The organism is Sorangium sp. So ce185, from assembly GCF_051526825.1.
GTDB classification, from domain to species: domain Bacteria; phylum Myxococcota_A; class Polyangia; order Polyangiales; family Polyangiaceae; genus Sorangium; species Sorangium cellulosum_D.
On sequence record NZ_CP150316.1, the window covers coordinates 2,095,277 to 2,109,392 of the forward strand.

The following is a 14,116-nucleotide window of genomic DNA, read 5'->3' on the forward strand; positions in this document are numbered from 1 at the left end:
CCCCGAGAGCGGCTGCGAGCCCGGTCAGCGAGAGCTCCGGGGATAGTTTCCACCCCTCTGGCAAGTAGACTTCGAGAAAGGCAGCCAATCTCAAGGGCCCGGCGGTAATGAGCCTCAACGGAGGTAACTCGGGCTTCGTCATGGCCGGTAGATCAGTCGTCGAACCTGAGAGCGCGAGCCAGAAGGAATGGTGGGATCCCTGCCCAGTGTGCGGGCGAATCCTCGCCGATTTTCGCACGATGGACGGAGGTGACGCGTAATACGCATCCTCGCGTCCAGCGGCGTGCGAGCGTCGTGTCGACGGGCGAGCCGGCTTCTGCATCACGAGCTGCGGTCGAGCGCGAGCGCTCGCACAGCCCTTCCGACGGGGCCGGCGAGCCGCCCGCCACCGTCGCCCTCCGCGACGTCGCCGCCCCGACGTCGAGGCCCAGGTCGCCCGCGACAAGGTCTCGCTCTCGGGGATCCCGCTCTCCGCCGTTGCAACGACGCTGCGCGCCCTGGTGGGCGTGACGATTCCTCGGTAGCTTTCTCCACGGCTCGTCCAACGCTGCTCCGCGCCGGAAGTGCTCCCGCCGGATCGAAAAACCGACATCATCGCGTGCGCCTCCCCGGAACAAGGAGGTATGAAACATCCCGTGAGCGCGCCGCCCCGTTCCCCCGCGACCGCCGACCAGCTCCGCCCTGGCGATCCGTACGAGCTGTCCGAGGGACGCCTCGTCGAGTGCCTGCCGACCGGGCGGCGCGGCGGTCGGAGCAACCTGGTGGGCGGCGAGGTGCTGGACACGGATCCAGCGGTCGAGGCCGCCGGCGTGGACATCGGCATCTCGCCGAGGCCGGAGATGCTGCGAGCGCCGGACATCGTGGTGGGGAGCATCCCCGACGAGCCCGGGTGGGCGACGGCGGCGCCGCCGCTCGCGGTCGAGTACGCGGACACGGGCCAGGACGAGGCGGAGCTGCAGCGCAAGATCGAGGAGCTGCTGGCGGCAGGGACGCGCTGGGTCTGGGTGGTGCGGCTGCACGGGACGCGGCGGGTCGAGGTGCATGAGGCGGCGCCCGACGCACCCGAGCCAAACGCGCCGGCATCCGCGACGCATGCGGCGCCAGCGCCGCTCCCGGCTCGCGCGACGCCTCCGCTGGCGCCCGCCGCGCGAGCGGCAGCGCGCGCCTGGCCGCAGGTGCGGCAGCCGGCGCGCGTCGCGGTTGCCGGCGAGACGCTCGAGGCGCCCGGGGTGCTCCGGAACGCGGTTCCGGTCGAGGCGCTCTACGACCGGCGCGCCGCGCACGAGGCGACCCTGCGCAACCTGCTGCAGCGCAAGGGGTACGACGGTCTCGACGCGGTGCTGGACGAGGGGCGCAGGCAGGGCCTGCGCGCCGCCGTGCGAGACCTGTGTGAGCTGCTCGGCATCACGCTCTCCCCGGATCGCGAGGCGTCGCTCGGCGCGATGGACGAGGCCGCGCTAGGCGCGCTGCGCGAGCACCTGAAGCGCGATCGCCGCTGGCCGTGACGACGAACCAGGCCGAACCCCGGGCCGTTCCGCTCCGCTCCTATCTGTAGAACGCCACGTCGTCGATCCAGAGTTTGTAGGGGCTGCGCGCTCCGAAGCGAAACTGGATGCCCCAGACCTTCGTCAGATCGACCGCCGCGAACGCCTGGCCCCATCCTGACTGCTTGAGCTCGGAGAAGGCTACCTTGTACTGAGTCCAGCAAGGCGTCACCGTGACTATCTTGGTGAAATGGTCGTCGCACTTGGTGCAGACGCCGCCTTTGTTCCAGGTCTGCACGTCGACGACGTCCACGAGCACCTTCGTCGAGGAGCCGCTGTCAGCACGGGCGAAGAAGGTGATGCCACGGAACTCGGAGGCGTCGTGGACGCCCGGGTTGGTCTCCGTCTCATTGCTGTTCAGACGAAAGCCGAAGAGGGCTCCCCAGTCGGTGAACTTGTCGTCCGCCTCGGAATACGCGGCGGACAGGCTGCTGCCGCGCGGTGGTTCGATAGACGTCATGAAGAACGTCTCGTTCCTTCCGGGCTCTTGCGTGCCGAGTCCGTCGCTTCCCACGAACCAGGCCCCTCGCCGGGGGTTCTCGGCATCGTCGATGGGGATGATGGTGCCGTCGCCGTCCTCCATATCGTCGATCAGCGACAGGTCCATGGGTTCGCCCGTCGGCGGCTCTTCTACGCAACCAGCTCCAGCGCCTCCGCCTCCGCCGTCACCGCCCGCGCCGCCGCCTCCGCCTCCGGTCCCCGCGCCTCCGCCTCCGGTCCCCGCGCCCTCGCCTCCGGCGCCCGCGCCTTCGCCTCCCGCGCCCGCGCCTCCCGCGCCCCCGCCGCCGTCGCCTCCCGCCCCTCTGTCTTCACCTCCTGCGCCCGCGCCTCCGCCATCGAGCCCGAGCCCGTAGCTCTTGTCGAAGCCGAAGAGCTGGGCACACCCAAGCCCGAGCACCGCAATGGCGCACCCGCCGGACCACCGCGCAAAAGCCAGCATGCTGTTCAGGGTCATGACACCGCTCTCCGAGATGCATCAACAAGTCACGACGTTGGCGACGCGCACCGCACTGTGAAGCGCCGCGGCCGCGACGCGAGCTGCCGCGGCAAAGAACCGAAACAGCGTGTGACGGCACCTTTCCAGGCCAACCCCGCCGAATCGAAGCAGCTCGGCGATGCTGGGCGAGAGTCTCCTACATGAGATGCCGATATGCGGAGCATCCCGCCATCGGCTGCGGACAACTCGCTTCCCACGTGTGCCAAAGAAGTATCTCCATCATGGCAAATATCATACGAAGATTTGCGAGACTACCCGTTTCACCTCGAAAGAGCGCGCGGGGGCTCTTTCATCGCGCCGCGTAGCGCCGCATAGCGCCGCGATGCGATCGGGTACCGCCGACGAGGTGCGCTCCTGCCGGAATGGAGAAGGAGCGCTAGAAGAGCGAGGCGCGAGGCGATCACGAGACACGAGACGACGCGCGCCTCCGCGCGCACGAACCTGTCGAGCGCGGGCGCGACGCACGCGCTATGCTGTGCAGCTTGCGATCGACGACTGTCCGGCGCTGGGTGAGCGCCGGATGCGGCGAAGGGGAAGCCGACGTCCTGAAGGCCTCCGTCGATGTGCATCGCGGTGAGGTTCTGCCGCGCCACCTCGCGCTCCGTTCACGTGATCTCGGGGCCGCCGAAATCCACGACCTCGAGATTCGCCCGTCCACGGTGGATGACGCTGATCGCGCGCTCCGTGGGCACGGCGACCGTGTTGCTGCCGTATCAGCACACCTGCCAGATCGTCACGGTGCGCGTCGCCGGCGCGGATCGGTTTCCTCCGGAGTCGATCGCCTGGAGCGTGATCCTGTGCGTGTCGCCGAAGCATTCCCCCGAGTACAGCCGCGCGACCACGCTGCTCCCCCTCCCGAGCTCCGCCGGCTGATCGTTCGTCCGGTCCGTGGTCCAGACCAGGCTCTCGCCGCTCAGGGGGCCGTCCTCGATGTCCATCGCCGAGCCGACCAGCGTCACGTCCTTGAACCACCTGGAGCGCTCGCTGTCGTAGCCGTCCCACGGTTCGAGCTCCAGGTCTCCGGCGGGCGCCACGATGCTCGCGGCGGGCGGGTCGTCCGTGCAGGTCCTCGCGGAGATGAGCACGCTGTCGAGCGGCGCCGAATCGTCGTACGCGAGGAGCTCCACGCGAGAGGTCCCCTCCGCGAACGACGTCGTGAGCGACCTGCCCGTCCCGTGGCTCGCGCCGTTCGCGCGCCACCGGATCCGCGCGTCCGGCACGACCACCGAGCCGAACCCCGGAAACAGGACCTCGGCCATCAAGGTCATCTCCTCGTTCGCGCAGACCTCCACCGCGCTCGCCGGCTGGGTGATGCGCCCGACCGGCCGCGCCGGGACCGGCGCGGAGGCGGTGACCCTGTAGACGTTGTCTTCGCCCATCGCCGCCCCCACGGCGAACTCGATGCGCTCTCCCGCCTCGGCGACGACGCGGTACGTGCGCCGCGTCGACGAAGCGCTGACCGCCAGCAGCCGGCCCTGGACGATCGTCACATGACCGTACGCGGTCGCGTCGGGCATCTCCAGCGTCACCGTGACCTCCTGCGGCGCGGCCGGGGAGGCCGGCAGCTGCAGCCGGTAGAAGTCGACGTCGGGGGCCGCGGTCATCGGTCGATCGGTCGGCAAGGTCAGGATGGTCCCGCTGACCGATCGCCCGAAGGGCAGCGGCGTCGCGGTCTCGGCGGTGTCGTTCCGCGCGAGGAGCTCGCTGAAGTTCAGCGACGCATCGGAGAACCCCAGGGCGGCCACGTCCGGCACGTCGGCCGCGGCCATGACCGCGGCGAGCGGGTTCACCAGCTTGCGGCGCCGATCGGGCTGGTCGGCGTAGCCGAGCGCCGCGAGCTCGGCGTTGCTGAACGTGTTGTCCGGCGACAGCAAGATCTCCTTGATGCGCGCGACGATCCGGGAGCGCTCCGCCGCGCTCAGGCCCTCGGATCGCGGGTTCAGACGGCGGTTCGCCGCCTGCATGTTGGCGATGACGCCGGCGATGAACGGGGCGGCGGCGCTCGTGCCGCCGAGCTCGCGGCGCACCCGCGGCGCGTCGATGTCGTCGACGCCCTCGGGCGCGAGGTACGCCGTGCGGATGGGGGCCCAGATGTCGACGCGGTCTCCGTAGAACTCCGCGTTGTCGAGCCCCGCGCCGACGGCGCCCGCCACGATCGCCTCGGGGATCATGGCCGGGACGATGCCCCAGCGCTCCGTCCTCGGGTCGCTCAGGTCGACGAGGTCGCGCACCACCGCGGGGAGCGACCCGCGCGACAGCGCGTTGCCGGCGATCGTCACCACGGGGACGCCCGCGGCGGCCGCGCTGCGGACGCCGGCGCTGATCGGGCCCTTCAGATCGCCGAACGAGAGCGTCGCGACGCAGGCCGCGGTGGCGACGGCGGCCGAGCCCACCGCGGCGGCGCACGCGATCGCGCCGACGATCGGGATCGCGCTGGCCGCCGCGCACGTGGCCGCGGCGGCGGCGTGCGCTCCCGCCAGGACGACGCCGCAGATCCCGAGGCGGCCTTCCGGCGCGCAGATGTCGACGTCGGGGCCGAGGTTCGTGAGGATCCGGCACGGGTACCCGCCGCTGATGTTCACGACCGAGGCCCCCTGGGACACGGCGAGCTTGACGCCGCGCCCGATCTCGAACGCGTACGCGGCCGCGTCGTACTTGTAGAGCATCGGGACGGCGACCTGGCCCGCCACACCCGCCGCGCCGACGCCGTTGTTCACCCTCGCTCCGATCGTCGCGACCACGCCGGTCCCGTGCCACGATCGCTTGCCGAAGAAGCTGTTGCCGACGGTCGGCGGCCCCCACGCGGCTCCGGGCCCGCAGCGGACGCCGCCGAACCAACCCGCGGTCATGTCGCACGCGACGACATCGCCGCGGTCCGGCCAGCGGAGATCGTCGGTCGGCGCGAACCCCGTATCGAGGACGGCGACGTTGATCCGCTCCTCGTCAATCTCCCACAGCGCGTTGAACGCCCACACCGCCGGCACGTTCTCCACGCACGGCCGGCTCGCGTCCCCCGGCACGCAGGGCAGCGGGCTGCCTCGCGCCGGGGTCATCTTCATCGAGTGCGTGAGGTGCCCCTCCTCCGTCGCCGAGATGACGGGCGCTCCCTGCAGCTGCAAGCGCGGGTTCACCCCCACCTGGTAGCCGTCGAGCTGCAGCTTCATGGCGAGCGAGGCGATCTGCAGCGCGCCCGCGTCGCTGGCGTACAGCGGATCGTCTTCCCCGAGCAGCGCCCGCAGCGCGGCCGCGTCCGAGGCCCGCTCGCGGCTCGGGTCGACCTCGACGAGCACCGCGTCGCGGCCCCCCTCCTCGTCGCTCTCGAGCGTCGCCTTGACGCTGCCGCCCGTGTCCCTCAGGAACGCCTCGAGCTCGTCGCCGTCGGCCGGGTAGAGGATGAGCTCCCGCGTCGCGATCTGCACGGGCAGCCCTCCCCTGGGGAGCAGGGTGCCGTTCGGCTTCGCGCCTGCGCGGCCCTCGTCGTCGCTCATCGCGACGCCGGCGTCGACGGTCGGCGCTGCCGCCGCGGGGTCCGCGAGCAAGGCGAAGTCGAAGACCACGTCCTCCTCGAGCGCGCCCTGCGGCGCCCGCGTCTTGTCGACGAAGTACTGCGCATAGAACAGCTTTCCGGGCCGCGCGCTGAGCACGCCGTCGTTGAGCGCGCCGCCCCCGTCGGCCTGGACGCGCAGGGGGGCCGTCGAGGCGAAGCCGGCTCGCGAGGCGACGAGCTCGAGGAGCTCCACGTCGCCCGTCTCGGGCGCCGCGACGGCGATCGTCAGCGGCCCGGGGCCGAGGTCGACGCCCCCCGGGTCGAGCGTCGCCGACAGCGCGTCGCCCGCATCGTACACGACGCGGTCGAGGCGCAGCGCGAGCCTCGGCGGCCGCTCGACCTGGGAGAACGTCGCCTCGCTCGGCGGGCTCGGCGCGTCGCCGCGGCGCTCGCCGCCTCCGGCGCTGCAGGCCGCGACGGCCCCGCACGCCAGCGACATCCACCTGAAACACGGGCGCTTGAGCATGGATTCCTCCTCCTCCGGTGAGCTCGGCATTCGCGGAGAGCGCAGAGAGGCGCTGGGGCGTCCGCGAGGGCGGCGGGCGGCGACGCGGGCCGGCGCCGCGTCGACACGGCGGTTCCCGCGATGCGTTGTCCGACGCGGCGCTCCGCGCACGGCGTCGAGCCGTGCGCCGATCGCTCCGTCACAGGCGGTAGGAGCAAACGCGGTGCCGCCCGCTCGTGCCTCGATTTCACGGCCGCCGCCGTCTTCAGCGCGACGGCGGCGCCTAGAACCTCGCCTCGCGCGGGATCCGCGTCGAGGGCGAGCGCCTCCGCGGGGCAGCGGCCCGTCGCCGCGCCGCCCTGCGCCGCGGCGCGTGCATCTTATTCCGAGCGGCCTTTCCGGATAAGCTGTCGGCCGGAGCGATCATGTCCCGCACGCCCATTCCGACCTGGTGCTTCGCCGTCGTGCTGGTGAGGCTCCAGCAGCGCTTCTTGCTGGTGCACGAGCGCAAGCACGGCCAGCTCTGGTATCTGCCGGCGGGCCGCGTCGAGCCCGGGGAGACGTTCGCCGAGGCGGCGCGGCGCGAGGCGCTGGAGGAGACGGGCGTCCCGGTGGAGCTGGAGGGCATCCTGCGCGTCGAGCACAGCCCGAGCCGCTACGAGTCGCGCTTCCGGGTCATCTTCCTCGCGCGCCCTGCGGACGGCACGCCGCCGAAGAGCCAGCCGGACGAGCACTCGCTCGAGGCGCGGTGGGTCACGCTGAAGGAGCTCCGGGCCTTGCCGCTGCGCGGCCCCGACGCGGAGTCGTACTGCGCCGACGTGCTGGCCGGGGCGCAGGTGTTCCCTTTGTCGCTGCTCGGGGCCGAGGGGGAGCCTCTCCTCGTGAGCGGGCGGTGAGCGGGCGCGCGTCGGCAGGCCGCTGAGCCGGCGCCCCTGTTGCCGAGGAGCGCGGGCTCTCTCGTCTCGAAGTCGAAGCACGACTTGCCCTGCATGCGCTCCTTGAGCTCCGGGCTGATCCGCCGACAGCTCGACCGACGAGATCACGTGAGCTTCAGCTTCATCCCCTCGTGGCTCGCCACGAAGCCGAGCCGCTCGTAGAACCGGTGCGCCCGCCGCCGCACCTTGGTCGACGTGAGCTGCACGCGGAAGCACCCCCGCCGCCGCGCCTCGTCGATGACCCATCGCATCATCGCCTCGCCGATCCCGCGGCTGCGCAGGCTCGGATCCACGATCACGTTCTCGACCTGCGCCACCCGTCCCCCGAGGTACGCCACGTGCTGGATGATGGTCAGCTGGAATGCGCCGGCGACGCGCCCGTCGACCTCGGCGACGAGCAGCGCGTTGTTCGGATCCTCCGCGATCGCCGCGAGCGCCTCGCGGTAGCGCGGATCGAGCGGTGGACCGGGGTGATCCGTCTTCAGGATGCCCTCGTCCTGGATCGAGAAGAGCTGGACGACCGCCGGCAGGTCTGCCTCGGTGGCGCGGCGGATGGTCGGTGCGAGCTGCGGCTGACTCATGCCCGGCATTCTGCCTCATCCCGAGCCGGCGATGGGCGCCGTGCAGCGCCCGCCCGCTCCCGGCGCCCGCGTGACGTGCTCGCCGCGAGGAGCTCGGCGACGCGCCGCGTGAAACCATCCTCGCGGGCCGGCCACGGCGCGCGAGCACGCGAACAGGAGAGAAAGCGGGGTTGAATCGAACTACAGGCTCTCTCTCTTCTCTATGTCTCTGGGATTCGCTTCGTGGCCGTGTGCCGTCTGGACACGAGCGATCAAGCCGTGCAGAGTCACCGCATCACGAAGTCATCCGGAGGACAGTGTCGATGCGCGTAGTCAACACAGCCAGCATCCCCGCGATAGAGTCTCTCAAGGCGGATGAGCGCACCCTGCTCGGGCTGTTCAGGGATATCCGGAAACACGAGGAGCTCTCGGCTTTCCTGCCCGAGGCGTGCCGCCTCTCCCTGAGATGGGTGCGCCTCGCCCCGGGTCAGCCGATCAGGCCTCGTCAGCTCCCCGGCAAAGGCATGATCGTCATCACCGACGGTTCGGGCGAGGTCATCGGAGGCTCGGTCCGGAGGGTCCAGGCGGGAGACGTCGTGCTGGTGCCTCCCGGCGGGCTGCAGGGGCTCATCGGCGCGGCGCCGGACGGGCTCTCCGCGATATCCATCCACTTCGAGGGAGAGGACGCCGGCTGGGACACGCCGTGTCTGTGCGCGACGGCCGCCCCGGGCGGCGCTCCCCCGGATCGATCGGAGTCTCCTCTGGATCGCCTCGTCGAGGAGAACGAGGCCCACGCGCGGGAGTTCGCCGGCAGCCCCCTCATGCAGCTCATCCGATCGGAGCGCGCGCTCGGCGACGACGTGAAGCGACGGATGCTCGGCGCGCTCCAGATCTGGTCGAACGCCTTCCAGAAGGTCCTGTGTGCCAGGGTCGTGTTCGAGTCGCACCCCGCCGCGATCAAGATCGCCGAGCGTCATCTGGCCGAGGAGGTCGGTCACAACCGGCGGCTCGCCCGGATGCACGGCCCGTCGACCTCGCCGTCCTGGGACCGGGGCATCGCCGCGGCGTCGTCCTGGTTCATCGAGCGGATGGGCTCGGCGTCCACCGAGGAGCGGACCGTCCTCATCCACTTCGTCATCGAGCGCTGCGCCGACATCCTCCTCAGCGCCGCCCAGCAGATCTTCCCCGACTCGGACTATTTCGCCACGCACGCCGAGGTGGACGCGGAGCACTTCAGGCTCGGGTACGAGCTCCTGAAGAGCCTCCCCGGCCTGGACATCGCCCCGCTCCGGGGCGCGCTGATCGAGGGCTGGCAGATGATGAACCTGATCTGCCAGCGCATCAGCGACATCGCCGAGCGCGGCTGCGGCGCGGCGGCGGCGCTCCCGGCGCCCGACGTCGTCGCCGGCGACATCTCGCGCGGGCGCGCGGAGCTCTCGATGGCTCCCGCCGCGGAGTGAGCTGCGGAGATCTCGGATGTGAGGAGAAGATCTGCGGAGCGAGGAGCAGAGAGGAGCCACGGAGGCGCAGCGGACACAGAGGGAGAGATGAGAGCTTTTCTCTCATCGATGTCCTTCGTATCTTCTGCGCTCTCCGCGGTTTCTCCTCGTTCGTGAGCCCGTGATCGCCCGTGGACCCGGCGTCAGCTCGCGGCCTTCACCACGTCGGTGATGCCCTGGACGCTCTTCGCGCTCTTCGCGAGCATCTCTTTCTCTTCCGCGGTCAGCGGCAGCTCGACGATCTTCTCGACGCCTTTGCCGCCGATGACGACCGGGACGCCCATGTAGATGTCCTTGTAGCCGTACTCGCCGTCGAGGTACGCCGCGGCCGGGAGCAGCCGCTTCTGGTCGAGCAGGTAGCTCTCGGCCATCACGACGGCGCTCGACGCGGGCGCGTAGTAAGCGCTCGTCCCCATCAGCTGCACGATCTCGCCGCCGCCCTTGCGGGTCCTCGCGATGAGCGCGTCGAGCTTCTCCTTGCTGATGAGCTCGGTCGCGCGCACGCCGTTGATCGTGCACGCCGACGGGATGGGCACCATGTCGTCGCCGTGGCCGCCGAGGACCATCGCGCGCACGTCCTTCACCGACACGTTCGCCTCGCGCGCCAGGAACAGCTGGAAGCGCGCGCTGTCGAGCACGCCCGCCATGCCGAGCACGCGCTCGCGCGGGAAGCCCGTGCGGCGCTTGAACTCGTAGACCATCGCGTCGATCGGGTTCGAGATGACGATCACCAGCGCGTTCGGGCAGTGCTGCTTCGCGCCGTCCGCCACGCTGCGGATGATCGGCAGGTTCGTCGCGACGAGGTCGTCGCGGCTCTGGCCCGGCTTGCGCGGGATGCCGGCCGTGATGATGAGGACGTCGGCGCCGGCGCAGTCGGCCCAGTCCGAGGTCCCCTTGATGGACGCGTCGTAGCCGAGCACGGCGCCGTTCTGCTCGAGGTCGAGCGCCTTGCCTTTCGCGAAGTCGGTCTTCTGGGGGATGTCGAAGAGCACGACGTCCCCGAGCTCCTTGCGCGCGATGAGGGCCGCGAGCTCCCCGCCGATGTTCCCGGCGCCGATGAGGGCGATCTTCTTTCGGTTTGCCATGGGCGGCCCCTTTACCACCCCCCCGGCCGGAGACCAACGGGGGTCCCGGCCGGGGCGCGGGGGGAGGAACTCGGCCGGGGTCTTCGGAAACCTGTCGACTCGGCCCGCGAGGCCGGGTAAGCCGCGCCCCATGGTCACCGAGGACGATCTGCGCACCGCGCTCGGCCGGGTGCTCGAGCGCACCTCGCTCGAGGGCCCCTTCGCCCGCTACGAGGGCAAGGTGCGGGACTGCTACACGACGCCGGACGGCCGGCGCCTGCTCGTCGTCACCGACCGCATCAGCGCCTTCGACCGCGTGCTCGGCACGCTGCCGCTGAAGGGGCAGGTGCTGAACCGGCTCTCCTCGTTCTGGTTCGAGCGCACGCGGGGCGTCGCGCCGAACCACATGATCTCCCAGCCCGACCCGAACGTCCTCGAGGCGATCGAGTGCACGCCGCTGCCGGTCGAGATGGTGGTGCGCGCCTACGTGACGGGCGTGACCTCGACCAGCATCTGGACGCACTACGCGCGCGGCGAGCGCGTCTTCTGCGGCCACCGGCTCCCCGACGGCCTCCGCAAGAACGAGCGCCTGCCGCGGCCCATCCTGACGCCGAGCACCAAGGCGCCGAAGGGCGGGCACGACCTCTCCGCCTCGCGCGAGGAGATCCTCGCCCTCGGGACGATCGCGCCGCGCGACTTCGACGCCGCCGCCGAGATGGCGCTCGCGCTCTTCGAGCACGGCGCCCGCTTCTGCGCGGACCAGGGGCTGATCCTCGTCGACACCAAGTACGAGTTCGGCAAGGACCGGAGCGGGAACATCGTCGTCATCGACGAGATCCACACCCCCGACTCGTCCCGCTTCTGGTTCGCCTCGTCCTACGACGAGCGCTTCGCGGCCGGCCAGGACCCGGAGTCGTTCGACAAGGAGTACGTGCGCCGCTGGCTCGCCGCGCGCGGCTTCCAGGGCGACGGGCCGATCCCGCCGATCCCCGACGAGGTCCGGATCGAGGCGTCCCGCCGCTACATCGAGGCGTTCGAGCGGATCACCGGCGCGGCGTTCGTCCCCGACCTCGAGGACCCGGCCGTGCGCATCCCGCGCAACCTGGGAGTGTAGGTGGGCGCGGCCTCGCCCGTGCCCGTGCTAGCGTCGCGCAGAGAGCGCTTGGAGCAAAGCCAGTGAAAGCCGTCGTCACCGTCCGACTGAAGAAAGAGGTCCTCGATCCCCAGGGCGACGCCGTGAAGCGCGCCCTCAGCTCGCTCGGGTTCCCGGGCGTGAAGGGCGTGCGCGTGGGCAAGATCATCGAGATCGAGCTCGACCCCTCGCTCGGCAGCGCGCCCGATCTCGAGGCGCGGCTGAAGAAGATGGCGGACGAGATGCTGGCGAACACCGTCATCGAGGACTACGAGGTCACGCTCGCGCCGTAGCCCCGCCGCCGCGCGGCGCGGCCGCGGGCGGCGCTCACGCCTCGGGCGCGACGAGCTTCTTCGCCCAGAGGATCGCGTCCTTGCGGGCGCGGCCGACGACGAGGTGGCGCGCCAGCACGGCCGAGCGGCGGAAGCCGTTCGCGAGCAGGGCGGCGCACAGCTCCTGGTCGTCGGCGGGGGCGAAGGTGAACGTGCTCACGGCCTTCTCCTCGACGAGGCGCTCGCACAGGGCGCCGATGGCCGCCGTCGTGGCGAGCCGCTCCGACTCGTGGCGCGGCGAGGTGAGGAGCTCGAGGAACGAGTTCCCGAAGCATGACTGCATCTCCCACGCCGCGTGGAGGGTGAAGCCGCCCCGCGCGGACAGCGCGTAGCCCGTCCGCACGGCGTCGCGCCCGAACGGCTCGAAGCCCGTGAGCGCCCGCCCGGCCCGCTGCGCCGTCGCGACCGCGCGACGCAGCTCGGCGGCGCTCGCCGGCGCGATCTTGATCGCGGGCATCGGCCGCCCCTCGCCCTCCCGGAGCAGCCGCCTCGCGCGGGCGATGGTGCGCTCCGCGAGCAGGACCGCCGGCGACCCCGCCCTGTCCTCGCCCTCGGCGCCCTCCTCGTCGTCGCTCTCCTCGCGGAGCTGCGAGGACATCTGCGACACGACCGCCCCGAGGATCCACGCGTCGCTGCGCTTGTAGAAGCCGGGGATCGAGCCTTCCCGGACGAACCCGAGGCGGGTCCAGGTCGGCACCTCGTCGCGCTCGACCAGGGTGAAGATCTTCTCGACCCCCTCGCGCTTGGCGGCCGACAGGACGAAGTTCCGCTTCGACGGCGTCGGCCCCGCCCGGAAGTCGATGATGCGGAGCGTCCGGTGCCGTCGGTTGACCAGGAGACAGAGCGAAACAGCGTCGTTCCGGAACAGGAGCTCGTCGACACCGCTGCTCGACGTCGAAGACAAGTTTCTCGCTGCCATACCCCTCGTGCTCGGCGCAGGCGTGATGCCTCAGGTCACGCGGTCATTGCAGAATTGCAAATTGCAGATCTGCAATGCCCCCCTAGCAGCCGGGGCCCACAGCGTCAACGATGTCGGTGAGGCCGTTGAATCGCGGGAGGGGCAGGGGGAGGGGAGGGAGGGCGCGGAGAAAGGTCAGGGGGCCGCGGCGAGCCGGCCGGCGTCGGCGGGCTTGACCCCGAGCGCCACGAGCGCGTCCTTGAGCTTGGAGCGCTGGAGGGAGATGCGGGTCGGCATCCCTCCGGAGATCTTGAAGGTCTCGAGGAAGTTCACCCCGCTGTCGAAGCGGGCGGCGAAGGTGACGCTGTCGTTGTCGACGACGACGGAGATGGGCGCGCGCTCCTGCCCGATGAGGAGGAGCAGGGTCTTGTCGTAGGGCCCGCCTCGCTGGGAGGCGTCGACGAGGACCAGGCCCGGCTCGACGCGCTCGTAGCGGAGCGCGATCCGGCGGGTCTCGGCTTCCATGACGGCGAGCTCGGCGCCGGCCGCGTCGATGGGGGTCCAGAGCGACGGGTCGGAGAGGCCGGACGCGAGGTGCCGGACGATGAGGCCGAAGAGGGCCTGGTCGCGGGGGCGGGCGCGGAGGGCGCGGTCCATGCGGGTGGCCACGGGCCCCGGGACGCCGATGCGGGTGTCGATGGCGCGGGCGTCGTCGTCGCAGCCGGGGTAGGGCTCGACGCCGCCGCGCATCCACTTGGCGCCGCTGGCGAGGCCGTCGAAGTCGACGTGGCAGACGAGGGTGTCGACGCGCCCGGCGCGGGCGACGACCTCGGGGGTGATCATCTCGGGGCAGGCGCCGTGCTCGGCCTTTGTCGACAGGACGAAGCGGGGATCGCCCGCGAAGCGCGCGTGGTGGGCGCTGTCGTGGTGGTCGACCCAGGCGGCGAGCCGCGGCCCGAGCTCCTGGATGAGGGGGAGCGTGACGGTCTCGAAGCTCTTGCCCCCCGCCTCGGAGGCGAAGGCGATGTCGAGCACGGCGACGTTGCCGCGCAGATCGCGGGCGCGGGGGAGCTTGCGGGGGGAGGCGAAGGCGAGGTCGAATCCGTGCATGGCGTCGCTTCCGGGGAGGCGGGCACCGCCCCGCCGGGCTGCCCGGCGCGAGC

Annotated in this window: 12 protein-coding genes; 5 read left to right on the top strand and 7 right to left on the bottom strand. The window is 71.3% G+C overall.

What is annotated here, in order from left to right; all coding sequences use genetic code 11:
- Positions 1–623: 623 nt before the first annotated feature.
- On the top strand, positions 624–1,505 hold the full coding sequence (locus tag WMF26_RS07650; protein ID WP_437999781.1) for a Uma2 family endonuclease: 882 nt from the start codon (positions 624–626) through the stop codon (positions 1,503–1,505).
- Between the two features lie 40 nt (positions 1,506–1,545).
- Here WMF26_RS07650 and WMF26_RS07655 read toward each other — a convergent pair whose 3' ends face one another.
- The 3 genes from WMF26_RS07655 to WMF26_RS07665 all read right to left on the bottom strand — a co-directional run bounded on the left by WMF26_RS07655 (position 1,546) and on the right by WMF26_RS07665 (position 6,554).
- On the bottom strand, positions 1,546–2,151 hold the full coding sequence (locus tag WMF26_RS07655) for a hypothetical protein (RefSeq protein WP_437999782.1): 606 nt from the start codon (positions 2,149–2,151) through the stop codon (positions 1,546–1,548).
- Between the two features lie 23 nt (positions 2,152–2,174).
- Entirely contained in the window at positions 2,175–2,381 is a 207-nt protein-coding gene (locus WMF26_RS07660; protein WP_437999783.1) for a hypothetical protein, read from the bottom strand.
- 873 nt (positions 2,382–3,254) lie between these two features.
- Positions 3,255–6,554, bottom strand: coding sequence for a S8 family serine peptidase (locus tag WMF26_RS07665; protein ID WP_437999784.1), 3,300 nt, complete (start codon positions 6,552–6,554; stop codon positions 3,255–3,257).
- A 404-nt stretch (positions 6,555–6,958) separates the two neighbouring features.
- Here WMF26_RS07665 and WMF26_RS07670 point away from each other — a divergent pair, with 404 nt between their 5' ends.
- The gene (locus WMF26_RS07670) at positions 6,959–7,429 is read left to right on the top strand and encodes an NUDIX hydrolase (protein WP_437336533.1); all 471 of its coding nucleotides are present in this window, start codon (positions 6,959–6,961) and stop codon (positions 7,427–7,429) included.
- A 143-nt stretch (positions 7,430–7,572) separates the two neighbouring features.
- Here WMF26_RS07670 and WMF26_RS07675 read toward each other — a convergent pair whose 3' ends face one another.
- Positions 7,573–8,049, bottom strand: a complete 477-nt coding sequence (locus WMF26_RS07675; RefSeq protein WP_437999785.1) for an N-acetyltransferase family protein — start codon at positions 8,047–8,049, stop codon at positions 7,573–7,575.
- Between the two features lie 302 nt (positions 8,050–8,351).
- Between WMF26_RS07675 and WMF26_RS07680 the strand changes: the two genes are divergently transcribed.
- Entirely contained in the window at positions 8,352–9,488 is a 1,137-nt protein-coding gene (locus WMF26_RS07680) for a hypothetical protein (protein WP_437999786.1), read from the top strand.
- A gap of 182 nt (positions 9,489–9,670) precedes the next feature.
- Here WMF26_RS07680 and mdh read toward each other — a convergent pair whose 3' ends face one another.
- Entirely contained in the window at positions 9,671–10,612 is a 942-nt protein-coding gene (mdh, locus tag WMF26_RS07685; protein WP_437572033.1) for a malate dehydrogenase, read from the bottom strand.
- 130 nt (positions 10,613–10,742) lie between these two features.
- On the opposite strand from mdh, the gene WMF26_RS07690 reads away from it, so the two are divergent.
- Together WMF26_RS07690 and purS are read left to right on the top strand one after the other, a co-directional pair.
- Positions 10,743–11,705 carry a phosphoribosylaminoimidazolesuccinocarboxamide synthase gene (locus tag WMF26_RS07690; RefSeq protein WP_437336537.1) on the top strand — a complete coding sequence of 321 codons (963 nt, stop codon included), beginning with the start codon at positions 10,743–10,745 and terminating at the stop codon, positions 11,703–11,705.
- Between the two features lie 62 nt (positions 11,706–11,767).
- Positions 11,768–12,016, top strand: coding sequence for a phosphoribosylformylglycinamidine synthase subunit PurS (gene purS, locus WMF26_RS07695; protein WP_437999787.1), 249 nt, complete (start codon positions 11,768–11,770; stop codon positions 12,014–12,016).
- Positions 12,017–12,050: 34 nt separating this feature from the next.
- Here the strand turns inward: purS and WMF26_RS07700 are convergent, their stop codons facing one another.
- On the bottom strand, positions 12,051–12,974 hold the full coding sequence (locus WMF26_RS07700) for a hypothetical protein (RefSeq protein ID WP_437999788.1): 924 nt from the start codon (positions 12,972–12,974) through the stop codon (positions 12,051–12,053).
- A gap of 174 nt (positions 12,975–13,148) precedes the next feature.
- Positions 13,149–14,063, bottom strand: coding sequence for a hypothetical protein (locus WMF26_RS07705; RefSeq protein ID WP_061629580.1), 915 nt, complete (start codon positions 14,061–14,063; stop codon positions 13,149–13,151).
- Positions 14,064–14,116: the final 53 nt, after the last annotated feature.